The sequence below is a fragment of the Kocuria sp. UBA5001 genome, from assembly GCF_002398425.1.
Lineage (GTDB): Bacteria > Actinomycetota > Actinomycetes > Actinomycetales > Micrococcaceae > Kocuria > Kocuria salsicia.
Genome location: NZ_DGYR01000007.1, coordinates 16,273 through 42,920, shown reverse-complemented (window position 1 = coordinate 42,920; position 26,648 = coordinate 16,273). Strand labels below are relative to the sequence as shown.

23 protein-coding genes are annotated in these 26,648 nt (G+C 70.1%); 10 read left to right on the top strand and 13 right to left on the bottom strand.

What is annotated here, in order from left to right; all coding sequences use genetic code 11:
* Window positions 1-527 precede the first annotated feature (527 nt).
* The 5 genes from B3G12_RS03710 to B3G12_RS03690 all read right to left on the bottom strand — a co-directional run bounded on the left by B3G12_RS03710 (window position 528) and on the right by B3G12_RS03690 (window position 4,312).
* Window positions 528-833, bottom strand: a complete 306-nt coding sequence (locus tag B3G12_RS03710; protein ID WP_222128301.1) for a transposase — start codon at window positions 831-833, stop codon at window positions 528-530.
* Window positions 834-1,064: 231 nt separating this feature from the next.
* A complete protein-coding gene (locus B3G12_RS03705; RefSeq protein ID WP_244944684.1) occupies window positions 1,065-1,397 on the bottom strand; it encodes a hypothetical protein in 333 nt (110 codons plus the stop codon).
* Between the two features lie 44 nt (window positions 1,398-1,441).
* Window positions 1,442-2,347 (bottom strand): ABC transporter ATP-binding protein, encoded by a 906-nt coding sequence (locus B3G12_RS03700; RefSeq protein WP_144942179.1) that lies wholly within the window; start codon window positions 2,345-2,347, stop codon window positions 1,442-1,444.
* A 4-nt stretch (window positions 2,348-2,351) separates the two neighbouring features.
* Window positions 2,352-3,320: an ABC transporter permease gene (locus B3G12_RS03695; protein WP_144942178.1), complete on the bottom strand. Its 969-nt coding sequence runs from the start codon at window positions 3,318-3,320 to the stop codon at window positions 2,352-2,354.
* A gap of 5 nt (window positions 3,321-3,325) precedes the next feature.
* Window positions 3,326-4,312, bottom strand: a complete 987-nt coding sequence (locus B3G12_RS03690) for an ABC transporter substrate-binding protein (RefSeq protein ID WP_144942177.1) — start codon at window positions 4,310-4,312, stop codon at window positions 3,326-3,328.
* Between the two features lie 162 nt (window positions 4,313-4,474).
* On the opposite strand from B3G12_RS03690, the gene hrpA reads away from it, so the two are divergent.
* Window positions 4,475-8,671, top strand: coding sequence for an ATP-dependent RNA helicase HrpA (gene hrpA, locus B3G12_RS03685; protein ID WP_186367271.1), 4,197 nt, complete (start codon window positions 4,475-4,477; stop codon window positions 8,669-8,671).
* Window positions 8,672-8,878: 207 nt separating this feature from the next.
* Here hrpA and B3G12_RS03680 read toward each other — a convergent pair whose 3' ends face one another.
* Together B3G12_RS03680 and B3G12_RS03675 are read right to left on the bottom strand one after the other, a co-directional pair.
* Entirely contained in the window at window positions 8,879-9,307 is a 429-nt protein-coding gene (locus B3G12_RS03680; protein ID WP_144942176.1) for an HIT family protein, read from the bottom strand.
* A gap of 132 nt (window positions 9,308-9,439) precedes the next feature.
* Window positions 9,440-10,102, bottom strand: a complete 663-nt coding sequence (locus tag B3G12_RS03675) for an MBL fold metallo-hydrolase (protein WP_144942175.1) — start codon at window positions 10,100-10,102, stop codon at window positions 9,440-9,442.
* 201 nt (window positions 10,103-10,303) lie between these two features.
* Here B3G12_RS03675 and B3G12_RS03670 point away from each other — a divergent pair, with 201 nt between their 5' ends.
* Window positions 10,304-10,891, top strand: coding sequence for a Fur family transcriptional regulator (locus B3G12_RS03670; protein WP_414672724.1), 588 nt, complete (start codon window positions 10,304-10,306; stop codon window positions 10,889-10,891).
* Window positions 10,888-11,859, top strand: a complete 972-nt coding sequence (locus tag B3G12_RS03665; protein WP_144942173.1) for a diacylglycerol kinase family protein — start codon at window positions 10,888-10,890, stop codon at window positions 11,857-11,859. The genes B3G12_RS03670 and B3G12_RS03665 overlap by 4 nt, the downstream gene beginning before the upstream one ends.
* Before the next feature lie 70 nt (window positions 11,860-11,929).
* Here B3G12_RS03665 and B3G12_RS03660 read toward each other — a convergent pair whose 3' ends face one another.
* The 4 genes from B3G12_RS03660 to B3G12_RS03645 form a co-directional block, all read right to left on the bottom strand.
* On the bottom strand, window positions 11,930-12,877 hold the full coding sequence (locus tag B3G12_RS03660; RefSeq protein ID WP_144942218.1) for a metal ABC transporter permease: 948 nt from the start codon (window positions 12,875-12,877) through the stop codon (window positions 11,930-11,932).
* An 11-nt stretch (window positions 12,878-12,888) separates the two neighbouring features.
* Window positions 12,889-13,773 (bottom strand): metal ABC transporter ATP-binding protein, encoded by an 885-nt coding sequence (locus tag B3G12_RS03655; protein WP_144942172.1) that lies wholly within the window; start codon window positions 13,771-13,773, stop codon window positions 12,889-12,891.
* Window positions 13,774-13,777: 4 nt separating this feature from the next.
* A complete protein-coding gene (locus B3G12_RS03650; protein ID WP_144942171.1) occupies window positions 13,778-14,755 on the bottom strand; it encodes a metal ABC transporter solute-binding protein, Zn/Mn family in 978 nt (325 codons plus the stop codon).
* Window positions 14,756-14,898: 143 nt separating this feature from the next.
* On the bottom strand, window positions 14,899-16,356 hold the full coding sequence (locus B3G12_RS03645; RefSeq protein ID WP_290499170.1) for a GuaB1 family IMP dehydrogenase-related protein: 1,458 nt from the start codon (window positions 16,354-16,356) through the stop codon (window positions 14,899-14,901).
* Between the two features lie 270 nt (window positions 16,357-16,626).
* Here B3G12_RS03645 and B3G12_RS03640 point away from each other — a divergent pair, with 270 nt between their 5' ends.
* The 3 genes from B3G12_RS03640 to B3G12_RS12440 all read left to right on the top strand — a co-directional run bounded on the left by B3G12_RS03640 (window position 16,627) and on the right by B3G12_RS12440 (window position 21,565).
* Entirely contained in the window at window positions 16,627-20,568 is a 3,942-nt protein-coding gene (locus B3G12_RS03640) for a multifunctional oxoglutarate decarboxylase/oxoglutarate dehydrogenase thiamine pyrophosphate-binding subunit/dihydrolipoyllysine-residue succinyltransferase subunit (RefSeq protein ID WP_290499169.1), read from the top strand.
* Window positions 20,569-20,736: 168 nt separating this feature from the next.
* Window positions 20,737-21,336: a GDSL-type esterase/lipase family protein gene (locus B3G12_RS03635; protein WP_055085455.1), complete on the top strand. Its 600-nt coding sequence runs from the start codon at window positions 20,737-20,739 to the stop codon at window positions 21,334-21,336.
* A gap of 154 nt (window positions 21,337-21,490) precedes the next feature.
* Window positions 21,491-21,565: a 50S ribosomal protein bL37 gene (locus tag B3G12_RS12440; protein ID WP_098054049.1), complete on the top strand. Its 75-nt coding sequence runs from the start codon at window positions 21,491-21,493 to the stop codon at window positions 21,563-21,565.
* 83 nt (window positions 21,566-21,648) lie between these two features.
* Here B3G12_RS12440 and rsrA read toward each other — a convergent pair whose 3' ends face one another.
* Window positions 21,649-21,915: a mycothiol system anti-sigma-R factor gene (gene rsrA, locus B3G12_RS03630; RefSeq protein WP_144942168.1), complete on the bottom strand. Its 267-nt coding sequence runs from the start codon at window positions 21,913-21,915 to the stop codon at window positions 21,649-21,651.
* 4 nt (window positions 21,916-21,919) lie between these two features.
* Window positions 21,920-22,597 carry a sigma-70 family RNA polymerase sigma factor gene (locus B3G12_RS03625; protein ID WP_144942167.1) on the bottom strand — a complete coding sequence of 226 codons (678 nt, stop codon included), beginning with the start codon at window positions 22,595-22,597 and terminating at the stop codon, window positions 21,920-21,922.
* 209 nt (window positions 22,598-22,806) lie between these two features.
* Here B3G12_RS03625 and B3G12_RS03620 point away from each other — a divergent pair, with 209 nt between their 5' ends.
* Genes B3G12_RS03620 through hisN form a run of 4 tightly spaced genes read left to right on the top strand, consistent with a single transcriptional unit; the run spans window position 22,807 to window position 26,618 of the window.
* Complete coding sequence (locus tag B3G12_RS03620) at window positions 22,807-23,343, top strand: DoxX family protein (RefSeq protein WP_144942166.1); 537 nt, start codon at window positions 22,807-22,809, stop codon at window positions 23,341-23,343.
* A 13-nt stretch (window positions 23,344-23,356) separates the two neighbouring features.
* Window positions 23,357-24,694 (top strand): 3-phosphoshikimate 1-carboxyvinyltransferase, encoded by a 1,338-nt coding sequence (gene aroA / locus B3G12_RS03615; protein WP_290499167.1) that lies wholly within the window; start codon window positions 23,357-23,359, stop codon window positions 24,692-24,694.
* Window positions 24,695-24,697: 3 nt separating this feature from the next.
* Complete coding sequence (gene rsgA / locus B3G12_RS03610; protein WP_144942164.1) at window positions 24,698-25,813, top strand: ribosome small subunit-dependent GTPase A; 1,116 nt, start codon at window positions 24,698-24,700, stop codon at window positions 25,811-25,813.
* Between the two features lie 4 nt (window positions 25,814-25,817).
* Window positions 25,818-26,618, top strand: coding sequence for a histidinol-phosphatase (hisN, locus tag B3G12_RS03605; RefSeq protein ID WP_144942162.1), 801 nt, complete (start codon window positions 25,818-25,820; stop codon window positions 26,616-26,618).
* The last annotated feature ends 30 nt before the right edge of the window (window positions 26,619-26,648 follow it).

The window sequence follows — 26,648 nt, the reverse complement described above, 5'->3', positions numbered from 1 at the left end:
CGAGAACCTGGGACGGTTCAGTCCGCCATAAACGTTCGTTTGCGGGAGGGGGTGGAAAACGAACCGGTGACAGTTTCGGTTTAGGCCGCGAGTGTGAGCGGCTCGGCTAGCGGGCTTCGAACTCGATGGGCGTCAACCCGCCGAGTCTGTCCTGGGCTGGTTGACGGCGAGCTTCGCGGTCATCCGGTCCGAGATCACGTATCCGACGACGTGGTTGGAGAACACGTCTTTGATCGCGCAACAGCAGAGCGAGCCGGTTCGGTTCGTCGCCACAGAAGACCCGCTGGAGGTGGCCCTCGAACACCGGCGGGCCCGCCGCGCCTCCTCCCCCAGGCACCGGTACCGGAATGGAGGGTCACCATCGCGGGCAGCACGCAGTGCGTGGATGCGGTGCGCGCCCAGGAGGTCCGCGTCTCGGACCGGGGAGCGGCGCCACCGATAGCAGGGCTGCCTGGGAAGCTTGAAAACCCGGCACGACACCGTCACGGGTATCCCCGCGTCGGCGAGCTCGGCAACGAGCGGGTATGTCATTGTGGGCAGCTGCCGAGGCGCAGATTCGCTGGCGACAGATACGCCGCAGCCCTCCTGAGCACCTCGTTGTCCTGCGCGAGGAGGCGGATCCGCTTCTTCAGCTCCCGAGCCTCCGCCGCGTGTGCCGCAGCGTGACCAGGCCGATTTCCTTCTGCACCGTCGGCCTGACGGAGCCAGTTCTGCAGGGTCGCTTCGCTGATACCGAAGTCGGTAGCGATCTGTTTGATGGTGTCGCCACTCTCACGGCGACGAGCGACCGCGATGACGTCCTCACGGAACTCTCCGGGATAAGGACCAGCCATGATGACATCCTCCCCGCCAGCGCCTCTCAACGCCAACGATCAGTTGACACCTATTCGTTCCCCACGCCCCTATTACCCGCTGCTGGTACCGACGACGCAGAAGGCCGTAGGTTCGCATTCTGTCGCGGGCACTTTCCATGCCCTCTTCACCCCGCCCGCGCACACGAACCTCCGCGCTGTGCGGGCGCCGCCCTTCGGGAGCGCAGGACCCCGTCGTCTCAGAGCAGTGTCTCAGCGCCGTTCGCGCCGCTGCTCCCGCGTCCGCAGGTTCGGGTGCAGCTGCAGCGGGTCGTACGCGCTGACGACGTCGTCCCCCACGTACTGCTCCTCCAGCAGCGCGTCCTCCGCCACCGGCTGCGGTGCGGCCGTGCGCCGCAGCACCACTCCCACGATCGTGAGGACTCCCCCGACCCCCAGGGTCCCGAAACCCAGGAGCACCATCGTCCAGCCCCTGGCGTTCAGCGGCTCTCCCCCGTGGTCGGCGGCCGCCCGGCCCAGGGCCACGAGCCCCTCGGGAAGCGTGAAGCAGCACACGAAGAGAAGGATCAGCCCCACCGCTGTCACGACGGAGGTGAGTCGTTGTCTGCGATGGGGCTGATTCACTGGGATCACCGATTCTCCGGTGCCACCTCCGCGGCGGAGGAGCCACCCGTTGGTGCGCCACCCGGTGCCACTGCTTCCGCGGCGGCGTTGGGCCCGGCGCTGCGAGCTGTCTCCAGAAGCGTAGCGTCATCCAGCGCGGGCTCGCCCGTGGCGGCCTGGAGCTTGCGGAACTCCGCGAGCAGATCCGCCACCGTGGCGCCCCGTTTCTGCTCGGCGTCGAGCTCGAAGAGGATCCTCCCCTCGTGCATCATGATCAGCCGGTTGCCCAGCCGAAGCGCCTGCTCCATGTTGTGCGTGACCATCAGCGTGGTCAGGTGCCGCTCGTTTACGATCCGCTCGGTAATCTCCGTGACGTGCTGCGCGCGCTGGGGGTCCAGCGCCGCCGTGTGCTCGTCCAGGAGCAGGATCTCCGGGGCGGAGAACGTGGCCATGAGCAGCGACAGTGCTTGGCGCTGACCGCCCGAGAGCAGACCCACCTTCGCCCCGAGCCTGTTCTCGAGCCCCAGCTGCAGCGTCTTGAGCTCCTCGGTGAACTCCTGGCGCCGAGCCCTGGTCACGCCACGTGAGAGACCTCGGGAGAGTCCCCGGCGCTGGGCGATGGCCATGTTCTGCTCGATCGTCAGGGTGGGCGAGGAGCCCTTCATGGGGTCCTGGAACACGCGGGAGATCCACCTGGCCTTGCGGTGCTCGGGCAGGCGGGTGACCGTGCGGTCCCCCACCCTGATCTCCCCGCTGTCCGGGATGATCGTCCCGGAGACCGTGTTGAGCAGGGTGGACTTGCCCGCGCCGTTGGAGCCGATGACGGTGACGAAGTCCCCCTCGTTGACCGTGAGGCTCACGCCGTTGAGAGCCACCCGCTCGTTGACCGTCCCGGCGAAGAACGTCTTGCGGACGTCGGTGATGCTCAGCACGGGATCACGCTCCCTTCCGTGCGTCGACGGCGCCAATGGCCGCGGTGACCGGGTGCTCGGTGGTCGCGCCCACGTCGGCCTGGACCTCCTGGGCGGCTCTGAGCGTGCGGCGCCGCTTCCATCGCTTGAACACGCTCAGCTGCGGGAGCACCAGTGCGATCACCACGAGCACCGCGGAGATCAGCTTCATGTCCGAGGGGTTCAGGCCCGCCTGCAGCGCCACGGTGATGACCAGGCGGTAGAGCACCGAGCCCAGGACCACGGCGAGCGTGGCGACCACCACGGTGCGGGTCCCGAAGATGCCCTGGCCCAGGATCACGGAGGCGAGGCCCACCACGATCATGCCGATGCCCATACCGATGTCCGCGAAGCCCTGGTACTGGGCGATCAGCGCGCCCGCAAGACCCACCAGCGCGTTGGACAGGCACAGCCCGAGAATCTTCTGCCTGTCCGTGTTGACCCCGAACGAGCGGATCATCTCCGGGTTGTCACCCGTGGCCTGCATGGCCAGGCCGGCGTCCGTGTAGAGGAACCAGTCCAGCAGCACCTTGACCACGAGCACGCCCACCAGCAGGAGCAGCACTCCCCCGATGGTTCCCTGCAGCCCCACCTCGCGAAGCGGGGTGAAGACGGTGTCCTCCCTCAGCAGCGCGAGGTTTGCCTTGCCGTCCATGAGCCGCAGGTTCACGGAGTACAGGGCCGTCATGGTCAGGATGCCCGCGAGCAGCCCGTTGATGCGGGCCTTCGTGTGCAGCAGCGCCGTGATCAGCCCGGCCAGACCGCCCGCGACGAATCCCACCGCGGTGGCGAGCCACGGGCTGCCGCCGTTGATGATGACCATCGCGGCGGTGGCGGCGCCGCTCATGAAGGACTGGTCCACGGTCAGGTCCGGGAAGTCCAGCACGCGGAACGTGAGGTAGACCCCCAGGGCCATGATCGCGTAGATCAGGCCCAGCTCGATTCCAGCGATCACCGGTGCTACTCGATGACCTGGTCGGCCTTGTCCCGCAGGCTCTGCGGGATCTCCACGCCCATGGCCTTCGCGGCCTTGACGTTGATGATGAGCTTGGTGTCCTTCTGGGACTCCACCGCCATGTCCGCGGGCTCCGCCCCGTCCTTGAGGATGCGCACGGCCATCTCACCCGTCTGCTTGCCGAGGTCCTTGTAGTTAAGGCCCTGCGTGGCCAGCGCACCGCGCTCCACGGAGTCACCCTCGCCGGCAATCAGAGGGATCTTCTTGGACTCGGCGGCGGAGATCACGGCCTCCAGCCCGGCAACGACCTTGTTGTCGGTGGGCACGTAGATCGCGTCCGTGTCGAAGGACTCGGCGGCCTGGGCCACCTCGGCCGTGGTGGTCACGGTCTTCTCCACGACCTTCAGGCCCTCGGACTCCGCGGCTTTCTTGGCCTCGTCCACCTGGATCTGTGAGTTGGTCTCGCCGGAGCTGTAGATGATGCCCACGGACTTGGCACTGGGTTTGAGCTCCTTGACCAGCTTGATCTGGTCCGCCACGGGGTTCATGTCCGTGGTGCCGGTCACGTTGCCGCCCGGCTTCTCGACAGAGTCCACGAGGCCCGCGTCCACAGGGTCGGTCACGGCGGTGAAGAGCACGGGCTTGTCGGTGACAGCCTGCGCGAGGGACTGCGCCGACGGCGTGGCGATGCCCAGGATCAGGTCGTCCTTGGAGGAGGCGAAGTTGGAGGCGATGTTCGTGGCGGTGGCCTGATCCCCGGAGGCGTTCTGGACGTCGAGGGTGAGGTTCTCGCCCTCCTTGTACCCGGCGTCGTTGAGGGCCTGCACGAACCCCTCCCGCGCGGCGTCGAGGGAGGGGTGCTCCACGAACTGGGAGATCCCCACGGTGACGTCCTTCTTCTCGTCGGACTTCTCGTCACCGCCGGATCCGCAGCCTGTGAGCAGCAGCGCGGCGGCGGTGGCCGCCGCGGTGATCGGGAGCAAACGCTTCATGTGGGTGTCCTTTCCCCGCAGGATGAGTGGTGACTGGATATTACCTAACAATCGGTCGAAAAATGCGACGCAGCTCACATGTGAGGACAACGGGGCTCGTGACCTGGGCCGGAACCCCGTCACACTCGCGTGTCGGAGGCGACCCGTAGACTTCTCGATGAGATGACTGAGCCCAGCACCGCACCCCGCATCGTGTACCCGGAAGACCTGCCCGTCAGTGCGCGGCGGGAGGACATCATGGCCGCCATCCGCGACCACCAGGTGGTGGTGGTCGCCGGTGAGACGGGTTCCGGAAAGACCACCCAGCTGCCCAAGATGTGTCTGGAGCTTGGTCTGGGCGAGGGCGGACTGATCGGGCACACCCAGCCCCGCAGGATCGCCGCACGTTCCGTGGCCGAGCGGATCGCCCACGAGCTCGGCGAGCGCGTGGGCGACACCGTGGGCTACCAGGTGCGCTTCACGTCCGAGGTGGGCCGGGACTCCCGGGTGAAGCTGATGACGGACGGCATCATGCTGGCCGAGATCAGCCACGACCCCACGCTCTCGCGCTACAACGCGATCATCATCGACGAGGCCCACGAGCGCTCCCTGAACATCGACTTCCTGCTGGGCTACCTGCGCCAGCTGCTTCCCCAGCGTCCGGATCTGAAGATCGTGATCACCTCGGCGACCATCGACCCGCAGCGCTTTGCGGAGCACTTTGCGCAGCCGGATCCGCTTCACCCGGAGGCTGAGCTTGAGCCTGCCCCGATCATCGAGGTCTCCGGACGAACCTACCCCGTGGAGATCCGCTACCGGCCGCTGAGCCAGGAGCGCAGCGGGGACGGCGGAGAGGACGAGGAGGAGACCGGGGACGGGCTCGCGGACGAGGACCGGGACCCGATCGACGCGGTGTGCGACGCCGTCGTCGAGCTCTCCCGGGAGCCCCGCGGGGACATCCTCGTGTTCTTCGCGGGCGAGCGGGAGATCCGGGACGCCCAGGACGCCCTGCAGAAGGTCATCGACTCCCACCGCTCGCTGGCCGGGACCCAGATCCTGCCGCTGTTCGGCAGGCTGTCCATGGCGGAGCAGAACCGGGTGTTCTCCCCCTCCTCGCACCGGCGGATCGTGCTCGCCACCAACGTGGCCGAGACCTCTCTGACGGTGCCGGGGATCAAGTACGTGGTGGACCCGGGTACGGCGCGGATCTCGCGCTACTCGGCCCGCACCAAGGTGCAGCGGCTGCCCATCGAGCGCATCTCGCAGGCCTCGGCGAAGCAGCGTGCTGGCCGCAGCGGGCGCACCTCGGACGGCGTGTGCATCCGGCTGTACTCGCAGGACGACTTCGAGTCCCGCCCCGAGTTCACGGACCCGGAGATCCTGCGCACGAATCTCGCGGCGGTGATCCTGCAGATGATCTCCGTGGGCGTGGTCTCGCAGCCCTCGGACATCACGGAGTTCCCCTTCGTGCAGAAACCGGACGCCCGCGCTGTGAAGGACGGGGTCCTGTTGCTGCGCGAGCTCGGTGCGCTGCGGGGTTCCGGGGACCCGCACGAGGACGACGCCGCCGCGTCGTCGTCCTCCGCACGGCAGCGTTCCCGGCGTGGTCGCCGCGGCCGCGGTCCGCGGGGCGGGGAACGGGCGAAGGGCCCGCTCACCCGCACGGGCGAGATCCTCGCCGCGCTGCCGGTGGACCCGAGGCTGGGCCGGATGATCGTGGAGTCCCAGCGCCGCGGCTGCGTGCGCGAGGTGCTCGTGCTGACCGCCGCGCTCACCGTGCAGGACCCGAGGGAGCGCCCGCTCGAGAAGCGCCAGGCCGCGGACGAGTTCCACGCGCGCTTCCGTGACAAGACCTCAGACTTCCTCTCCTTCGGGCTGCTGTGGCAGTACCTGCAGGAGCAGCAGGACGAGCTCTCGTCCTCCCAGTTCCGCAAGCTGTGCCGGCGGGAGTACCTGAACTTCCTGCGGATCCGGGAGTGGCAGGACCTCTACGCCCAGCTGCGCCAGATCGCGCGGCAGGTGGGCATCGACGCCGGCGGCTCGCGCGAGATCGACGTGGCCGCGAACCAGGACGCCGTGCACAAGTCCCTGCTCTCCGGGCTGCTGAGCAACGTGGGCGTGCGGGACGAGCGCAGCCGGGAGTACCGGGGCGCGCGCGGCACACGCTTTGCGATCTTCCCGGGCTCCGCCCTGTTCAAGAAGTCCCCGGACTGGCTCGTGTCCGCGGAGCTCGTGGAGACCTCCCGGCTGTGGGCGCGCACCAACGCGGCCATCTCCCCCGAGTGGGTCGAGGAGATCGCCCCGCACCTCGTCAAGCGCAGCTACTCCGAGCCCCACTGGTCCCGCTCCCGCGGTGCGGTGATGGCCTCGGAGAAGGTCACGCTCTACGGCCTGCCCCTGGTGAGCGAACGGCCCGTGCTGTTCTCCTCGATCGACCCCGCGCTCTCGCGCGAGCTGTTCATCCGCCACGCCCTCGTGGAGGGCGACTGGCAGACGCGCCACACGTTCGTGAAGCGCAACCGCCGGGCACTCGCGGAGGTGGAGGAGCTCGAGAACCGCATGCGCCGCAAGGACCTGCGGGTGGACGACCAGGTGCTCTTCGACTTCTACGACGCCCGCGTCCCCGAGAAGGTGGTCTCCCAGCGCCACTTCGACTCGTGGTGGAAGAAGGCTCGCCACGAGGACGAGCACCTGCTGGACCTCACACCGCAGGACCTGATCGCCCCCGAGGCTCCCGCGCTGGACACGGAGTCCTTCCCCCGCTCCTGGACGGTCTCCACCCCGGACGGCGAGCTCAGCCTCGACCTCGACTACGAGTTCGCCCCCGGCGCTGACACCGCGGACGGGGTCACCGTGCGGATCCCCGTCCTCTTCCTGGACCGGCTGTCCCCCGAGCAGTTCGAGTGGCACATCCCCGGGCTGCGGGTGGAGCTCGTGACCGCCCTGATCAAGTCCCTGCCCAAGGCCGTGCGCCGCAACTTCGTGCCCGCCCCGGACACCGCCGCGAGCGCCGTCGCCCGCCTGGACGAGGAGTTCGACCCCGCCCGGGACTCGCTGCTCGCCTCCCTGGCCACGGTGCTGCAGCGCCTGCGCGGGCACACTGTCACGGCCGCCGACTTCCGCCCGGAGGCGCTGCCGCCCCACCTGCGGATGCGCTTCGAGGTGCGCGACGCCCGCAACGCCGTGCTCGGCCGCGGGGACGACCTCACGGAGCTCAAGCAGCGGCTGCGGCCCAGGGTCCGGGAGGCGCTCGCGGCGTCCCTGGGCGGTGCCGCGGCCCAGCTCTACGACGCCGCCCACGCGGACGACGACGCCGCGGGCCCGGGAGGCCGTCGCGGCACCGGTTTTGCCGGCTCGGGCGGACGGTCGCGGGGCTCGGAGTCGGCAGGGGCGAGCGCCGGACACTCGGGCTCTCGTGACGGAGCCCGCTCGGGCTCGGGACGACGTCGCCCGGGCGGCAACGGCGCCCAGGCCACCCCGCCGACCGCGTCGCTGGAGCGCACGGACCTCACGGCCTGGCCGGAGCCGGACCCGCCCCGCAGCGTGGAGACGCTCGTGGCCGGTCAGACGGTCACCGGCTACCCCACGCTCGTGGCCGTGCCCCCGGCGACACCGGGGACCACGGAGGTCCCCCGCGTGGACCTGCGGATCCTCAGCGACTCCGAGGAGCAGCGCGCCGCCCAGCGCGCCGGCGTGATTGCACTGCTGCAGCGCGTCCTGCCCTCGGTGCACCGCTACGTGGTGGAGCACCTGAGCCAGAAGGAGCGGCTGATCTTCACCCAGAACCCGCACGGTTCGGTGGAGGCGCTGATCCACGACTGCACGGTGGCCGCGATCGACCGGCTCGTGCCGCAGGAGCCCCCGTTCACCCGCGAGGAGTTCGACCGCGTGGCCGAGCACGTGCGTGCGGAGCTCATCGACACCGTCTTCGCCGTCACCTCACTGGTGACCACCACGCTGACGGAGGCCACCACGGTGCGCAAACGGCTGAAGAAACCCGGTTCCATGGGGGCCGTCGCCGCCTTCAAGGACATGTCGGAACAGGTGGAGCGCCTCGTCTACCCCGGGTTCGTGGCCCGCACCGGGTGGCAGGCCCTGCAACACCTCCCCCGCTACCTGGCCGGGGTGAACGCGCGGCTGGACAAGCTCTCCGGGCACCTGCAGCGCGACGCCGTGGCCATGCAGACGGTGCACGACCTCGAGGCCGAGTACCGTCGCGTCCGCGAGGCCGTCCCGGCCACCGTGCCGGTGCCCGCGGCGCTGACCGCCGTGCGGTGGGACCTCGAGGAGCTGCGCGTGTCCTTCTTCGCCCAGGAGCTCGGCACCGCCCACTCGGTCTCGGAGAAGCGGATCCGCAAGAAGCTACGCGAGCGCTCCTGAGCAGGGGCCCACGGTCCGCCGACACCGGAGCCCCGGGATGACCCGGAGCACCAGAGCAGTGGAAGGCAGAGGCGCCCGCCCGGCAGGACTCGGCACACCAGCACGACAGAGGCGCGGGCCACCCTCGGGTGGCCCGCGCCTCGTGCGGTGCGCGTGACGTGCTCGGTGTCGGCCGCCGACGGCCGACTCAGGCGACCGTGGGGCGGGTCAGTCCTGCCCGACCTCGTCCGCGTGGCCCTGGGCGATCAGCGCCTCACGGATCCGCCGCGCGGACTCGTCCATGACCGCGGAGTCGGGGTCCTGGTCCACGTTGGCGAAGTCGAACTCCTCGATGGAGTTGGTGGGCCACACGTGCAGGTGGGTGTGCGGGACCTCGAAGCCCTGGATCATGAGGCCAACGCGCTTGGGCTTGAACGCGGCGTCGATGGCCTTCCCGATGCTCTGGGACACCGTCATGAGGTGTGCGGCGAGGTCCGCGGGCAGGTCCACCCACGCGTCCACCTCCTGGCGCGGCACGACGAGCACGTGGCCCTGCGCGAGCGGCTGGATGGACAGGAAGCCCACGCACTGCTCGTCGCGCCACACGAAACGGCCGGGGAGGTCCCCCTCGATGATCTTGGTGAACACTGAACTCACGGCGGTGTCCTTTCACTGGGATGCGGTGGAACTTGGTCGGGCGGGTGCTCGGACGGCACCCGTGCGCAGCTGGTCAGCCGGTCGGTTGCCCAGCTGGCGGAGCAGAGGGGCAGTGCTGCGGTGCGCGTGCACTCATGCGGGGGCGATCTCCACACTCTCGCGCGGGTCCAGGTGCTGGTACTCGGTGCCGTAGACCCCGGCGAAGTGCGAGACCTGCTTCTCCACCACGCCGAAGCCCGTCTCTGAGAGCAGCGCGTCGTGGATCTGGTGCACCCGGGTGGCCCGCGTGGCGATGACGAAGTCGATCACCTCGGACATCTTGGACCACGGGGCGTGCAGCGGCACCAGCACGGTGGGCACCGTGAGACCCTGCGGGACGGTGAAGGAGTCCCCGGGGTGGAACACCGCGCCGTCGACCACGTAGCCCACGTTCTCGATCGTGGGGATCAGCGGGTGGATCAGCGCGTGCTGCCCGCCGTAGGTCCGCACCGTGAACGGGCCCGCGGTGAACTCGCCGTCCGCCTCCACCGCGTGCAGCCGGTCGGTGTCCGCCACCCGCGGCGCGAGCTCCTCGACCACCTGCCGGGGCGCGTACACCGTGAGCTCCGGGGAGGCGGCCAACGCGGCCACGAGCCGGTCGGCGTCGTAGTGGTCCGCGTGCACGTGGGTGACCAGCACGGTCCCGGCGCCCGCGAGTGCCTCCTCCACCTCGGAGAACGTCCCGGGGTCGATCACGAGCACCGCGCCGTCCTTCTCCAGACGCACGCACGAGTGGGTGAACTTGGTCAGCAGCATGTCCTCACCCTAGCGGCTGGACGGGTTCGGGAGCAGGCCCAGCTTCCACCGCCCGTCCCGACTGCGGCGACGACGCCGCGGCGTCGTCGCTCCCCCGCTCGCCCTGCCGTGCCGGGGCCGGTACGCCGCCAGCCGCGATCGGGGTGTCGGGGCCCCGCGCTACGATGGCCGCACCAGCCTGCCCATGGAAAGGACACCCGGGTGACCACCAGGAAGACGCAGCACGCGGAAGTGCGCAACACCAAGCAGCGCCGCGCGGTCGTCGGGGCCCTGCAGCACCTGGACGACTTCATCTCCACCCAGGACCTGCACCGCGTGCTCCAGGAGCGGGAGGAGCCCGTCTCGCTGGCCACCACGTACCGCATTCTGCAGTCCATGGCGGAGCTGGGCCAGGTGGACGTGCTGCGCAGCGCGGACGGCGAGGCCATCTACCGCCGGTGCGAGGCCGAGCACCACCACCACCACCTGGTGTGCCGCTCGTGCGGTGCCGCGGTGGAGCTGGAGGCCCCGCAGGTGGAGTCCTGGGCGGAGCAGACCGCCCGTCGCTACGGCTACGCGGACGTGGACCACACGGTGGAGATTAGCGGCATCTGCGCCGAGTGCGCCGCGGCGGCGAGGGCTGAGGCCGGGGGCGATCCCGAGGACCAGCAGGCGTCCGGGTCCCCGGCGGAGACCGACCCTGCGCCGAGCGCCGGGACCGGCGCGGGGACCAGTGACCCCCGGGACGAGACGCGCGCCACCACGTCCTCCACCCTGCACGGCTCCCGCACCCGGGGCCGGAACAGGTGAGTCCGCAGCCACCCTCAGACATTCTGCTCGTCCACAACGGCTCGTCCCGCACCGGTCGCACCGCCTACGCCAGGGCGGCCGGCATCGTGCGCGCGGGCGGCTACCGGCCCGTGCCCGTGGCCGCGCCCACCGCTGCGGAGCTGTCCCGCCGGCTCGTCGCCGTTCTGCGCGCGGACTCCCCGCGCATCGCGGCCGTCGTCGCGGTGGGCGGGGACGGCATGGCCCACCTGGTGCTGCAGTGCCTGGACGCCCTGCGCCGACAGGGAGTGGACTTCCCCTTCGGGCTCGTCCCGGCGGGCTCGGGAAACGACCTCGCCCGGTTCCACGGCATCCCCGTGGGGGACGTGGAGCGCGCGGCCGGACGCGTGCTGCGCGGTCTCGAGTCCGAGCCCTGCAGCACCGACATGGTCCGTGTGACCTGCGCGGACGGCACCGAGCACCTGTGCGCCACCGCGGTGTGTCTCGGTCTGGACGCCCGCGTCAACGCGCGCGCCAACCGCTGGTCGCGGGTCAAGGTCTCCGCGAAGTACGCCGTCGCGCTGGCCGTCGAGGCGCTGTCCATGCGCGCACGGCGCTACGACCTGTCGTGGACCTCCCCGGACGGCATGCTCCACGCCACGGACCGGGACCTCTCGTTCCTGGTGCTGGCCAACACGTCCTCGATCGGCGGCGGGCTCACCATCCTGCCGGACGCGGACCCCTCGGACGGTGCGCTGGACCTCTTCATGGTCGCGGACGTGGACCCGCTGCGCCTGGTCTGGCGGTTCCCGCAGCTGTTCCGGGGCACCCACCTGGCGCTGCCGCAGGTCTCGGTGGAGCCCGCCGTGTCCGCCTGCGTGGCGGTGCACGGTGCGGCCACCGAGGGCGAGGGGACGCACGAGGCCGCCGCGTACGGCGACGGCGAGCGCCTGGGACCCCTGCCTGTGTCCCTGGAGGTCGTGCCGGCGGCGGTTCAGATCCTCTTCTGAGCGTCCTGCCCCTGCTGAGCACCCTGCCCGTGTTGAACATCCTGCCCCGCGGCGTCCGGATCCCCGCGGGTCACGGTGCCGGGGTCGACGACGCCGTGGCCGCCCCGGTGCCGTCCGCGGCCACGGCGCCGCGCGGCGTCGTCGTCGTTGCCGTCACCGCGCGACGGTAGGAGGCCGAGCGCTCACGGACGGCGCGCACCACGCGAGAGACGAGCCACAGGGCGAACGAGATGGTGGTGACGTAGGGGCTGATCGGGATGTTCCCGCCAAGTGCCAACAGGAGCCCGCCCACCATGGCCAGTTCCGCGAAGAGCACGGAGAGCACCACGGTGCGGCCGGGGCTCGAGGTGAGGTTCATGGCTGCGGCGGCCGGGGTGATGAGCAGTGCCAGCACGAGCAGCGCACCCACGATCTGCACCGACAAGGCCACCGAGATCCCCAGCAGGACCATGAACAGGATGGCGAGCCCGCGCACGGGCAGACCCTTGGCGCGGGCAACGAACGGATCCGTGCTCGCAAACGTCAGTGGCCGCCACACGGCCACGAGCACGGCGAGCACCAGCACCGAGAGCACCACCATGGACGTGAGCTGCAGCGAGGACACCGAGACGATCTGCCCGGTGAGCAGCGAGAGCTTGTTGGAGGAGCGCCCCTCGTAGAGCGAGAGGAAGAGGATGCCCAGGCCCAGGCCGAAGGGCATCAGCACACCCACGAACGAGTTGCCCTCCCTGGCGCGCAACCCCGTGAAGCCCATGATCAGCGCCGCGAGCACGGAGCCCACGAGGGACCCCGTGATCACGTCCGCGCCGATCAGCAGCGCGGCGGCCGCACCCGCGAAGGACAGCTCGGCGATTCCGTGAACCGCGAAAGCGAGGTCCCGCATCATCACGAACGTGCCCACCACGCCGCCCACGAGCCCCAGCACGGCGCCAGCCCACAGGGAGTTGCGCACGAGCACGAGCAGCTCGCCGTAGTCGTCGAAGACGAACACGGAGCTGAGGAAGGAGCTCCAGTCGATCTCGGCCAGGATCACGGGATGATCTCCTCCGGGGAGTCGGTGTGGTGGGTGCTGTCGGAGCGTCCGGCCACGAGGATCCGGCCGTTGCTACGCAGCACCTCGATGTCGGTGCCGTAGAGCTGCGAGAGCACGTCCGAACGCAGCACCTCGTCCGGGGTGCCGATCCGGAACGAGCCGTTGGCGAGGTACAGGATGCGGTCCACGTGGTCGATGATGGGGTTCACGTCGTGCGTCACGAAGACGACGGCGCTGCCGTGGCGCTCGCGCTGCTCGTGGACGAGCTCGCTGACCACGTGCTGGTGGTGCAGGTCCAGAGAAAGCAGGGCCTCGTCGCACAGCATCACGGAGGGATCCGCCGCCAGCGCCTGGGCCACGCGCAGCCGCTGCTGCTCACCGCCGGAGAGCAGTCCCACGGGCGCGTCCGCGTACTCCGTGGCGCCCACCCGCTCCAGGAGCTCGGCCACGCGCCGGTTCACGCGCCGCGGGTGCAGCCGGACGCCCCAGCGGTGCCCGTCCACGCCCTGGGCCACGAGGTCCTTGGCGCGCAGCGGGGTCCGCGCGGGGAAGCCGCGCTGCTGGGGCACATAGCCCACGTGGGCGGCAGCCACGCGCGGTCGGGTTCCGGCCACGGACACGGTCCCGGAGGTCAGGGGCAGCAGGCCCAGCAGCACCTTCAGGAAGCTCGTCTTGCCCGTGCCGTTGGCCCCGAGCACGGCGAGGTACTCCCCCGGTGCCACGTCGAGGTTCAGCCCGGACCACAGGACGCGGTCCCCGAACGCCAGCTCGGCGTCCCGCAGGCTGATCGCGGGCGCGGCGTCCGCCGCCGTGGCCGGTGCGGCCGCGTCGTTCTGCGGTCCGGGCCCGGCGGGGCCGGTGCGTGGTGTGGCTGGCTGCATGGTCCTACTTCGTGAGTGCCTGGGCGACGTGCTGGGCGTTCTGCGTCATCCACTGCTGGTAGTTCTGGCCGTCCGGGATGGTCTCGGTGAACTCGACCACGGGCGTCCCGGAGTCCTGCGCGGCGGTGCGCAGCTTTTCCGTCTGGCCCGTGGAGGTCTGCTTGTTGAACGCCAGCAGCGAGACGTGCTCGCTCTTGACCAGGTCCACGGTCTTGCTGAACACGGCCGGGGAGGCGTCCGACTCGGAGTCGATCGCGGCGGTGAACTTTGCGGGGGTGTCGTCGTGCAGACCGGCGTCCTCCAGAAGATACCCGGGCACCGGTTCGGTGGCCACGTAGCCGCCGGAGGCCCCGATCCTCGAGACCTGGTTCCGCACCGTTCCCAGCTCGGAGGAGACGCGCTTGGCGTTGTCCGCGTAGTAGTCCTTGTTCTCCTGGTCCACCTCGCCGAGCTGCGTAGCGATCGCGTCCACGACCTTCTGCATGCTCTCAAGGTCATACCACACGTGCTCGTTGAAGTCGCCGTGGTCGTGGTGGCCGTCCTCGGCCGCGTGGGAGTGGTCCTCGGCCTCCCGCGTCTGGTCCCCGCTCCGCAGCCCGGAGACGTCGACGGCGTCGACCACGCGCTGGTCCTTGGACGTGAGGCCCGAGAGGAACTCGTCGTACCCGCCGCCGTTCTCCACCACGAGCTCCGCCTCACCCACCCGCAGCCTGTCCTGCGTGGTGGCCTCGTAGGAGTGCGGGTCCTGGGCGCTCGAGTCAATTACTGGGGTGGCTTCGACCTTGTCCCCTCCCACCTGGGAGGTGAGGTCCGAGTACACGGTGGTGGAGGTGACCACGCGGATCTTCCCACCGTCGGAGGATTCGTCCGATCCGCCGGTGGAGCCGTTCGCGCACCCCGCGAGTGTCAGACCCGTCAACGCGGCGAGCGCGACGGCGGCCACGGTGCGCCCGCCGGTGCGAGTGGTGCGTCCTTGGGTCATGGGGTTCCTTCCCGTCGCGATCCCGACCGGGGCCGTGAGAATCGGTGGCACGTGAGCGTGAGCGAGCTTATCACGAACCATTCTCAATTAGCGGCCAGATGAGAACACCCACTCGCGCCCGCGTCGGCACATGGCCCCGCGCCTCACGTCCAAGACTCCGAGCGTGGGCGACCCTCGTCGTAGCCGGACTGCGACTGGACGCCGACAACGGCGCGCGCCGCGAACTGCTCGAGGCTCGCGGCCCCCGCGTAGGTCATCGAGCTGCGCACTCCGGAGGTGATGTGGTCCAGCAGATCCTCCACACCGGGGCGCTGCGGGTCCAGGTACATGGTGGAGTTGGAGATGCCCTCCTCGAACAGGGCCTTGCGGGCACGGGCGAAGCGGTCCTCGCCGATCGTGCGGTGGCGCACGGCACGGGCCGAGGCCATTCCGAAGGACTCCTTGTAGGCGCGTCCGTCCGCGTCCACGTTGATCTCCCCGGGGCTCTCGTGCGTTCCCGCGAACCAGGAGCCGACCATCACCTGACTTGCTCCGGCGGCGAGGGCGAGGGCGACGTCGCGCGGGTGCTTGACACCGCCGTCCGCCCACACGTGTGCGCCGAGGTCCGCAGCGGCCTCCGCACACTCGACGACCGCCGAGAACTGGGGGCGTCCGACCGCCGTCATCATGCGGGTGGTGCACATGGCCCCGGGGCCGACCCCCACCTTCACGATGTCCGCACCGGCCGAGACGAGGTCCCGGACGCCGTCCGCGGTGACCACGTTGCCCGCAACCACGGGGACCTGCGGGTCCAGCGCGCGCACGGCCGCCAGGGCCTCGAGCGCCTTGACCTGGTGCCCGTGCGCGGTGTCCACCACGAGGACGTCCACCCCGGCCGCGAGCAGCCTGGCCGCCTTGCCGAAGACGTCCCCGTTGATGCCCACCGCGGCACCCACTCGCAGCCGCCCGGAGGCGTCCAGCGCGGGCGTGTAGATGGTGGAGCGCACAAGTCCCTGCCGCGACAGCAGTCCCACCACCTCGCGCCCGCGCAGCACGGGCGCGGACTGCACGCGCGCGTCCGAGAGCGTGTCGTAGGCGGCGCGCAGCGCGGCGGGGTCCGAGGTGACGGGAAGCTCCGCCTCCTGCAGCACGGGTCCGTCCGCCCGCGCGAGGTCGCGCAGCTGCGTGAAGCGGTCCACGTCCCGGCAGTCCGAGTCCAGCACGACCCCCGCGTAGCCGCCCTCCTCGTCCGTGACGAGCACGGCACCGTGAGGGCGCTTGTGCATGATGCCCAGGGCGTCGTGGACGGTGCTCGTGCCGGGCAGCACCACGGGGGTCTCGTAGAGCGGGGAGCGGTCCTTGACCCAGGCCGTGACCTCGGCGATCACGTCCAGCGGGACGTCCTGCGGCAGGATGCCCAGTCCGCCGCGCCGCGCCATGGTCTCGACCATGCGGCGGCCCGTCACCGCGGTCATGTTGGCGGCAACCAGTGGGATCGTGGCCCCCGTGCCGTCGCCGGGCGTGAGGTCCACGTCGAAGCGGGACGTCACCCGGGACATGGAGGGCACGAGGAAGACGTCGTTGTAGGTGAGGTCCGTGGTCGGAGTCGTGAGGTAGCGCACGTCACGGGAGTCTACGGTGTCCCCGCCGAGGCCGCGCGGGCCGGGGCCGGGCAGGGCTGCGGGTTAGTGCCGGGTGCGGTGCGGGAGCGCACCGTCGCGGGTGGCACGCGCCCAGCTGCCTTACTAGACTGGAAAGTCGGCACGGCTTTGCGAGCGCGAAGCCACTGCAGGTCAGCCACGGCGGGTAAGCTCCGTGGGAGCCACCAGCGGGCCACGAGGACCAGCTCGCCGCCCGGGACACACAGCACTTACGGAAGAGGCGTATCACTCGTGCCAGAGCAGCCGCAGCACCTTATCCCTGAAGAATTCGCCGGCAACGAATGGCTCGTGGACGAGCTGTTCGAGAAGTACCAGGCGGACAAGAACTCGGTGGACAAGAAGTGGTGGCCCATCTTCGAGCAGATGGACGGCGGCGACAAGCCCTCAGAGGTCGCCTCGTCCTCCCGTCGCAGCGACTCGGACGCGAAGCCCGCGGCCTCCAGCAACCAGGCTTCCGGCGCGCAGGGTTCCGGCAAGCAGGCCTCCCCCAAGCAGAACTCCGCCACTCAGAGCTCCGGCGCGCAGGCATCCGGTGCGAAGAGCTCGGGGACCGGCGCCGCGGCGTCGTCGTCGGCGTCCGCTCCCAAGGCCGCTGCCGCGCCCGAGCGCGCGAAGTCCCCGGCTCCCGCCGCCACCGGATCGAAGGCCAAGGGCCGTCCCGCGGGCGTGGACACCGAGGCCGACGCCGCGGAGGCCTCCGGCACCAAGCGCCCCATCCGTGCACAGCCGGAGGATCACCAGGGCGAGGCGTCCGCGAAGGCCGCCAAGGAGAAGCCGGCCGAGGACACCGTGGTCAAGCTGCGCGGTCCCGCCAAGGCCGTGGCCGCCAACATGGAGGCCTCTCTCACGGTCCCCACCGCCACCACCGTGCGCGCCGTGCCGGCCAAGCTGCTGATCGACAACCGCCTGGTCATCAACTCGCACCTCGCCCGCAACCGCGGCGGCAAGGTCTCCTTCACCCACCTCGTGGGCTACGCCGTCATTCGTGCGCTGTCCAACTTCCCGTCCATGAACGTGATCTACGACGACTCGGACGGAAAACCCGCCGCCGTCCACCCGGCGCACGTAAACTTCGGGATCGCGATCGACATCCCCAACAAGGACGGTTCCCGCAACCTCGTGGTGCCCAACGTCAAGGGCGCCGAGGAGATGTCGTTCCTCCAGTTCTGGACCGCCAACGAGGACATCGTCAAGCGCGGGCGCAACGGGGCGCTCACCATGGACGACTACGCCGGGACCACCGTCTCCCTGACCAACCCCGGCGGCATCGGCACCGTGCACTCCGTGCCGCGGCTGTCCAAGGGCCAGGCGTGCATCATCGGCGTGGGCGCGCTCGACTACCCCGCCGAGTACAAGGGCGCTTCCCCCCGCACGATCGCCCGCAACGCGGTCTCCAAGATCATCACCTTGACCTCCACCTACGACCACCGCGTGATCCAGGGCGCCGGCTCCGGCGAGTTCCTCAAGCTCGTGGAGCACTACCTGCTGGGCGGGGACGACTTCTACGACCACATCTTCGAGGCCCTGCGCATCCCCTACGAGCCCGTCCGCTGGGCCGTTGACAACCAGGTCAACCCCGAGATCCAGATCAACAAGGTGGCGCGGATCCAGCAGCTGATCCACGCCTACCGCGTGCGTGGACACCTCATGGCGGACACCAACCCGCTCGAGTACGTGATGCGCAAGCACCCGGACCTGGACATCCGCACCTACGGCCTCACCCTGTGGGACCTCGAGCGCGAGTGGCCCACCGGCGGCTTCGGCGGCCAGAACCTGCTCACCCTGCGCGTGATCCTCGGCCGGCTGCGGGACGCCTACTGCCGCACCGTGGGTGTGGAGTACATGCACATCCAGGAGCCCGAGCAGCGCGAGTGGTTCCAGTCCAAGCTCGAGCGGGACTACCAGAAGCCGGCCCGTGAGGAGCAGTTCCACATCCTGGAGCGTCTCAACGCCGCGGAGGCCTTCGAGACCTTCCTGCAGACCAAGTACGTGGGCCAGAAGCGCTTCTCCCTGGAGGGCGGCGAGTCCCTGATCCCGCTGCTGGACGCGATCATCTCCGACGCCGCGGACGCCTCCCTCGCGGGCGTGGGCATCGCCATGGCCCACCGCGGGCGCCTGAACGTGCTCACCAACATCGCGGGCAAGTCCTACGCCCAGGTCTTCCGCGAGTTCGAGGGCAGCCAGGACCCGCGCGCCTCCGAGGGCTCCGGCGACGTGAAGTACCACCTGGGCACCGAGGGCGTCTTCACCTCCGACAACGGCAACGAGACCCAGGTCTACCTGGCCGCGAATCCCTCCCACCTTGAGGCCGCGGATCCCGTGATCGAGGGCATCGCCCGCGCCAAGACGGACGTGCTGGGCGCCGGCCCCGAGGGCAACGGCGAGTTCCCCGTGCTGCCCATCCAGGTCCACGGCGACGCCGCCATGGCCGGGCAGGGCATCGTCTACGAGGTCATGCAGATGTCCGGGCTGGACGCCTACAACGTGGGCGGCACCATCCACGTGGTGGTCAACAACCAGGTGGGCTTCACCACCTCGCCCTCCGCGGGCCGCACCTCCACCTACTCCACGGACGTGGGCCGCACGGTGCAGGCACCGATCTTCCACGTCAACGCGGACGACCCCGAGGCCGTGACCCGCGTGGCGCAGCTCGCCTTCGAGTACCGCCAGCGCTTCCACCACGACGTCGTGGTCGACCTCGTGTGCTACCGCCGCCGCGGCCACAACGAGGGCGACGACCCCTCGATGACCCAGCCGCTGATGTACTCGCTGATCGACGGCAAGCGCTCCACCCGCAAGATCTACACCGAGAACCTCGTGGGCCGCGGTGACATCAACCAAGAGGAGGCGGACCGGGCACTGAAGGACTACCAGGAGCGCCTCGAGCGGGTCTTCGCGGAGACGCACGAAGCCCAGAACTCCACGGTTCCCCTGGTCACCGGGGATGCCGCGGCGATCGCCAACATCGAGCGCCCCTCCGCCCAGCAGGCGGACTCCGGGGTGTCCGTGCCCAAGACCACGGCCATCTCCGAGGAGACCGCACGCCGCATCGGCGAGGCCCACGTGGACTTCCCCGAGAACTTCACCATGCACCGCAAGCTGCAGAAGCTCGCGGAGAGGCGCCGGGAGATGACTCTCGAGGGCGGCATCGACTGGGGCATGGGCGAGCTCATGGCCTTCGGCTCCCTCGTGATGGACGGCGTTCCGGTACGGATGTCCGGCCAGGATGTCCGCCGCGGCACGTTCACCCAGCGTCACGCGGTGTTCTTCGATGCCGAGAACGGTGCGGAGTGGACGCCCCTGAACAACCTCTCTGCGGACCAGGCACGGTTCTCGATCTACAACTCCCTGCTCTCCGAGTACGGCGTGCTGGGCTTCGAGTACGGCTACTCTGTGGAGCGCCCCGAGGCGCTCACTGTGTGGGAGGCCCAGTTCGGCGACTTCATCAACGGTGCGCAGACGATCGTGGACGAGTTCATCTCCTCCGCGGAGCAGAAGTGGGGCCAGCGCTCCAACCTGGTCATGCTGCTGCCTCACGGCTTCGAGGGCCAGGGCCCGGACCACTCCTCCGCCCGCATCGAGCGCTTCCTGTCGCTGTGCGCGGAGAAGAACATGATCGTGGCTCAGCCCTCCACCCCGGCGAACCACTTCCACCTGCTGCGGCGCCAGGCGTACTCCCGTCCCCGCCGTCCGCTGGTCGTGGCGACCCCCAAGCAGCTGCTGCGCCTGAAGGCGGCCGCTTCCCCGGTGGAGGAGTTCACGCGCGGCAACTTCCAGTCGGTCATCCCGGACGCCGCGGAGTTCGACGACGCCAAGGTCACGGACGTGATCCTCGTCTCCGGCCGCCTGTACTACGACCTCGCGGCCCAGCGGAAAAAGTCGGACGACCACTCCACCGCGATCGTGCGCGTTGAGCAGCTCTACCCGCTGCCCACGGACGAGATCAAGGCGCAGCTGGACCGCTACCCGGATGCGCGCATCATCTGGGCGCAGGACGAGCCTGCCAACCAGGGCGCGTGGCCGTTCATGGCCGTGAACCTGGTGCCCCAGCTGGACCGCCCCGTCACGCTGGCCTCGCGCCCTGCCTCCGCCTCCCCCGCGAACGGCTCGGCCAAGCGCCACGCCGCCGAGCTGGAGACCCTCGTGCAGCAGGCGTTCGACCGCGGCGAGTGAGATCCCCGTGCGGTGCGCTCCGGTTGCGGGCCGGGGCACACCGCACGCCGGGGCACCGGAACGGATCCTCCGCTGTTCCGCACCCGGCCTGGTCGAGTCCGTGGCAGCGGGGGATCGACGACAGCGCGGCCACCCCGGTCCGCGCGGCAACCCGAAGGATGTAGAAGAGTGGACCAACGCAGGATCCGCATTGTGGCCGTGGGAGACGAACTGCTGGCCGGCGTGGACGACCCCCGCGCGCTCGGCTGGTTCGGCCGCGTCATGGCCCGCACCCCCCGCGACGTCGTCCCGGTGGACGCGTACAACCTCGCGGCGCCGGGCGAAGGCAGCGAGACCCTCAACGAGCGCTGGTTCGACGAAGCGGCACGCCGCTTCGACCCGGCCTGCGACAACCGCCTGGTCATCGCGCCCTCCGTGCTGGACATCGACCTAGGCATCACGTCCGCGCGCTCCCGCCTGAACATGGCGAACATCGTGGACCAGGCCACCCAGAACAACGTCAAGGTGCTCGTGGTGGGGCCTCCCCCCACGCTGGACCCGCAGCGCAACCGCAAGATCGCTGACCTCTCCGCCGCCTACGGGGACGTCACCACCCGCCGCAACCACGTGTACGTGGACACGTTCAACCCCCTGCAGCACCACGAGCAGTGGCGCAAGGACCTCGCCGCGAACCACGGCAACCCGGGACAGGCCGGCTACGGCCTCATCGCGTGGCTCGTGCTGCACCGTGGCTGGTACTCCTGGCTGCAGCTGCCCGAGCCCCGCTGACCCGAGCGGAACCCGGTACGCACACGCACTCCGCGGACGCGGGTCGTTGTCCCCGGTCGCTCGCAACCGTGGCCTGCTCGGGTGGCTCGCACCGGCGCGAGGATGTGAGATACTGACAGACGATGTCCCAGCCAATCACTGCAGGAGGTACATCATGAGCAAGCGTGGACGTAAGCGCAAGGATCGTCGTAAGAACTCGGCAAACCGCGGCAAGCGGCCCAACTCCTGAGGTCTTGCACACGAACCACAGAACGCCCGTGACCGTCATGGTCACGGGCGTTCTGCACGTCCGGGGTTGGAACAGATGACTGTTCAGGCCACCGGGTGCTCCCGGCACTGGGCGTCGATCCGCTCGAGGATCGAGCGCTTGAGCTCCGTGGGCGCCGTCTCGCAGCACGAACGCTTCATGACCGAGCGGATGATGCACTCGAAGTTGTACTCACGCGCGCACTCCGGGCAGTCCGTGAGGTGCGCGTGGATCTCTTCGAGGTCCTCGGTGGTCAGCGCGCCGTCCAGGTACTCGTAGATCCTGCGGATGCGCTCGTCCGTGCAGCCGTTGTGGCACGGTTTGTCGGTCATGTTTTCAGCCTCGATCCTTCGCTGGCGCGCCGTCCTTGCCCTTGCGGGTTTTGGACGTGTCAAATCCTCGTTCCTGGGCGTAGTCGCCCAGTTTCTCTCGCAAAAGCTTGCGCCCCCGGTGCAACCGGGACATCACGGTGCCGATGGGCGTGTCCATGATCTCGGAGATCTCCTTGTACGCGAATCCCTCCACGTCGGAGAAGTAGACCGCCAGGCGGAACTCCTCGGGCAGCTCCTGCAGTGCCCGCTTGACGTCCGAGTCCGGCAGGTGGTCCAGCGCCTCAACCTCGGCAGAGCGCAGACCTGTGGAGGTGTGCGACTCCGCTCGATGCAGCTGCCAGTCCTCCACCGCGTCCGTGTTGGCCTGGCGGGGTTCGCGCTGACGCTTGCGGTACAGGTTGATGTAGGTGTTCGTGAGGATCCGGTACAGCCAGGCCTTGAGGTTGGTCCCGGGTTTGTACTGGTGGAACGCGGAGAACGCCTTGGTGTAGGCCTCCTGCACCAGGTCCTCGGCATCGGAGGGGTTGCGCGCCATGCGCAACGCGGCGGCGTAGAGCTGGTCCACGTACTGCATGGCGTCGCGCTCGAACCGTTCGCGCCGCTGCTGCGTGGACTCCTCCCCGGCGGGCACTTCCTCCGGGTGGTCCACTGCGCGGGAGTCTTGACTTCGCTGATCGTTCATCGTTCCCAAGTCTAGGGTCGCGACCGGCATCTGCAGTGATCACCCCATTCCGTGGCTCGTACGCGGCACGGCACCGTGGGCGCGGCGCCGTCTGTCCATTCGGCATAACACGCCGTCCGCACGCGGGTATTCCCGGGGAGGCACGGGCGCAGGCCGATAGGATGGTCGGTGTGCCCTCCCGGAAGTGCCGGGATGCTAGGAGGAGAACCATGAGCATCGTTCGTCGTCTCGCCCGCCCGCTGCTGGCCACCGGCTACATCGCCGGAGGCATTGATGCGTTCCGCAATTCGTCCGCGGCCGCCCAGCAGCTGGATCCCGTGCTGAAGGCCGTGGAGTCCGCTGTCCCCCAGCTGCGCCCCGTGACCGCCAACCGCGCCGTCGTCGCCCAGGGTGTCGCCGCCGCGCAGGTCACCGCCGCGTCCCTGCTGGCCATCAGCAAGTTGCCCCGCCTCTCGGCCACCGTGCTGCTGGGTACCACCGCGCTCAACGGCTACACCCAGTACCGCTCCGCGGACACGGGCTCTGCCGAGGGCAAGGCCACCCGCCGTGCCGGTCTGCTGAAGAACGTGTCCCTGCTCGGTGCCGTGATGATCGCCGCCGTGGACACCTCCGGCAACCCCTCGCTGGCGTGGCGCGCGAGCCACCTCGCGGACGACGTCCGCAAGAACGCCGCGAAGGTGGGCAAGGACACGAAGAAGAAGCTGGCGCAGGCCGAGAAGGCCGTGCAGGACGCCGTCTCGAACTAGGAGCCGTACCCACGTGACGCCGAGCAACGGCTTGCCGCAGTCCCCAGGCCCGCACTGGCCCGCACCCTGGCGAGACACTCCCGTCTCCGCCACGGTGGCGATCCCCGGGTCCAAGTCCCTGACCAACAGGTACCTGGTGCTCGCGGCGCTGGCCTCCGGGCCCTCGGTACTGCGCAAGCCGTTGCACTCGCGTGACAGCGCTCTGATGGTCGCCGCTCTCGAGCAGCTGGGTGCGGTGGTCACTCCCCTCCCCGATCCCGGCCCCTTCGGCCCGGATCTGAGCGTCACCCCCATGCCGGTGGGCCGCGCGCTCGAGGAGCCCGTGGCGGTGGACTGCGGTCTCGCCGGCACGGTCATGCGCTTCGTCCCGCCGCTGGCCGCACTGCGTGACGGGGCCGTGGACTTCGACGGCGACGCCGGAGCCCGCGTCCGCCCCATGGGTCCCGTGGTCGCGGGGCTGCGCGAGCTCGGAGTGGGCGTCGAGGACGACGGCCGGGGCACGTTGCCCCTGCGCGTTCTCGGAACCGGAGCTGTGTCCGGGGGCACCGTGTCGATCGACGCGAGCGGGTCGTCCCAGTTCGTCTCCGCCCTGCTGCTGGCGGCCGTTGCCTTCGACGCCCCCCTCGTCCTGCGCCACGAGGGCTCGGGGGGCGTGCCCTCCCTGCCGCACGTGGACATGACCGTGGCGGTGCTGCGCGAGGCCGGCGCGGACGCCGAGCGCACTGGTCCCGCCGAGTGGCGGGTGACCCCCGGAGCGATTGCCGGGATGGACGTCACCGTGGAACCGGACCTCTCCAACGCGGGCCCCTTTCTGGCGGCCGCCGTGGTGACCGGCGGCACGGTCAGCATTCCTGACTGGCCTGGGCAGACCACCCAGGGCGGCGACCACTGGCGGCAGATCCTTCCCCGGTTCGGCGCGCAGACTCAGCTGGACGGCACCACCTTCACGGTGAGCGGACCGCAGCAGATCAGCGGCGTGGACCTGGACCTCTCCGAGGCCGGCGAACTGGCACCCACGGTGGCCGCGCTGTGCGCGCTGGCCACCACGCCGTCCCGGCTGCGCGGCATCGCCCACCTGCGCGGCCACGAGACCGACCGGCTCGCCGCACTGAGCGCGGAGCTCAACGCGCTGGGCGGCAACGTGCAGGAGACGCCGGACGGGCTGGTCATCACCCCCGCGCCCCTGCACGGCGGCGTCTTCCACAGCTACCACGACCACCGCATGGCCACCGCCGGGGCGATCCTGGGGCTGCGTGTCCCGGGCATCGAGGTCGAGGACATCGCCACCACGTCGAAGACCCTGCCGGACTTCCCGGTGATGTGGGCCCGGATGCTCGGCTCGGAGGCCTGAACGGTGGCGGGCAGGAGCTGGGACGAATCGGACGTCCGCGTCAGGGCCAACAAGCGGGGCTCGCGTCCCCGCACCAAGCAGCGCCCGGCGCACGACGACGCCGTGATCGCACGTGTCGTCGCCGTCGACCGCGGCCGGTACACGTGCGTGGTGGACGAGGACGGCCCGACCCCGCGCACCGTGCTGTGCGTCCGGGCCAAGGAGCTGCGGCGTCAGCCCATCGTGCCCGGGGACCGTGTGGGAGTGGTCGGAGACGTCTCCGGAGAGGCTGACACCCTGGCCAGGATCGTGCGGATCGAGCCCCGTTCCACGGTGCTGCGACGCAGCGCGGACGACACCGACCCGGTGGAGCGGGTGATCGTGGCCAACGCGGACCGTCTGGTGCTCGTCCTCGCCGCCGCCTCCCCCACGCCTCGCACCGGATTCGTGGACCGCGGGCTCGTGGCCGCCTGGGACGCCGGCATCACCCCCGTCGTGTGCATGACCAAGACGGACCTCCAGGATCCCGCGGAGTTCCTCGAGCACTTCGAGGACCTCGACGTCCTCACGGTGACCACGCAGCGCGCCACGGAACGCGGTCAGCGCCCCGAGGCCGGTCTGCACGACACCTCGCTGGAGGTCTCCCCCGAGTCCCTCGACAGGCTGCGCGCCGTCCTGGACGGGCACGTGAGCGTGTTCTTGGGGCCCTCCGGCGTGGGGAAGTCCACGCTCGTCAACGCGCTCACCGGTTCTCAGCGCGCCACCGGCGGCGTCAACGACGTCACCGGCCGCGGGCGGCACACGTCCTCCTCCGCGCTGGCCCTGACCGTCCCGGGCACCCGCCCCGGCACGTGGGTGGTGGACACCCCCGGCATCCGCTCGCTCGGACTCGCGCACGTGGCGGAGGAGGACCTCCTCAACGCGTTCACGGATCTGGTCCCCGCCACCGCGGACTGCCCCCGCGGGTGCCTGCACACGGAGGACTCCCCCGGCTGCGCGCTCGATGCGTGGGTGCACCGGCCGGAGGCCTCACCCGCCGCCCCCGGAAGGCTCGAGTCCCTGCGGCGCCTGCTGGCGGCGTCGCGCGGGGAGACACAGCGGGGCGACAGCGAAAAGCGGCTCGGACAAGCGATAACGTAGGGACATGCGAGCACCCAGCAACCACACGGACGACCTGCGCCTGGCCCACATCCTGGCGGACTCCGTGGACGGCCTGACCATGAAGCGCTTCAAGTCCCAGGACCTCACGGTGGAGACCAAACCGGATCTCACGCCCGTGACGGACGCGGACCGGGAGGCGGAGCAGATCATCCGCTCGCAGCTGGGACGCATCCGCAACCGTGACGCCGTGATCGGCGAGGAGTTCGGCACCACGGGCTCCGGAGGCCGGCAGTGGGTCGTGGATCCGATCGACGGCACCAAGAACTACGTCCGCGGCGTGCCCGTGTGGGCCACGCTCATCGGCCTCGTGGAGGACGGCGAGGTGGTGCTGGGCGTGGTCTCCGCACCCGCCCTGAACCGCCGCTGGTGGGCAGCCAAGGGCTCCGGCGCGTTCACCGGCCGCTCCCTCTCCCAGGCCCAGCGCCTGCACGTGTCCTCGGTGTCCACGCTCCAGGACGCCTCCCTGTCCTACTCCTCGCTCGGCGGCTGGCGGGACCTCGGCGTGCGCGACCGCTTCCTGGATCTCACGGACACCGTGTGGCGCACCCGTGCCTACGGTGACTTCTGGTCCTACTGCCTCGTGGCGGAGGGCGCGGTGGACATCGCGTGCGAACCCGAGCTGAACCTCTACGACATGGCCGCGCTCGTGCCGATCGTGACCGAGGCCGGCGGGCGGTTCACGTCCCTCGCCGGGGAGGACGGCCCCTTCGGGGGCAACGCCCTGGCCACGAACGGCCTCCTGCACGACGCCGCTCTGGACGCCCTCGGCACCCGCGAGTCCTGAGCCGGGAGCGGCCGCCCTCACGCTCCGGTC

What these genes read in the sequence shown, in the direction of transcription:
- B3G12_RS03710 (WP_222128301.1), bottom strand. Translation starts at nt 833, where the DNA reads ATGGCTGGTCCTTATCCCGGAGAGTTCCGTGAGGACGTCATCGCGGTC.
- B3G12_RS03690 (WP_144942177.1), bottom strand. Translation starts at nt 4,312, where the DNA reads ATGAAGCGTTTGCTCCCGATCACCGCGGCGGCCACCGCCGCCGCGCTG.
- hrpA (WP_186367271.1), top strand. Translation starts at nt 4,475, where the DNA reads ATGACTGAGCCCAGCACCGCACCCCGCATCGTGTACCCGGAAGACCTG.
- B3G12_RS03675 (WP_144942175.1), bottom strand. Translation starts at nt 10,102, where the DNA reads ATGCTGCTGACCAAGTTCACCCACTCGTGCGTGCGTCTGGAGAAGGAC.
- B3G12_RS03655 (WP_144942172.1), bottom strand. Translation starts at nt 13,773, where the DNA reads ATGCAGCCAGCCACACCACGCACCGGCCCCGCCGGGCCCGGACCGCAG.
- B3G12_RS03650 (WP_144942171.1), bottom strand. Translation starts at nt 14,755, where the DNA reads ATGACCCAAGGACGCACCACTCGCACCGGCGGGCGCACCGTGGCCGCC.
- rsrA (WP_144942168.1), bottom strand. Translation starts at nt 21,915, where the DNA reads ATGACCGACAAACCGTGCCACAACGGCTGCACGGACGAGCGCATCCGC.
- B3G12_RS03625 (WP_144942167.1), bottom strand. Translation starts at nt 22,597, where the DNA reads ATGAACGATCAGCGAAGTCAAGACTCCCGCGCAGTGGACCACCCGGAG.
- B3G12_RS03620 (WP_144942166.1), top strand. Translation starts at nt 22,807, where the DNA reads ATGAGCATCGTTCGTCGTCTCGCCCGCCCGCTGCTGGCCACCGGCTAC.
- hisN (WP_144942162.1), top strand. Translation starts at nt 25,818, where the DNA reads ATGCGAGCACCCAGCAACCACACGGACGACCTGCGCCTGGCCCACATC.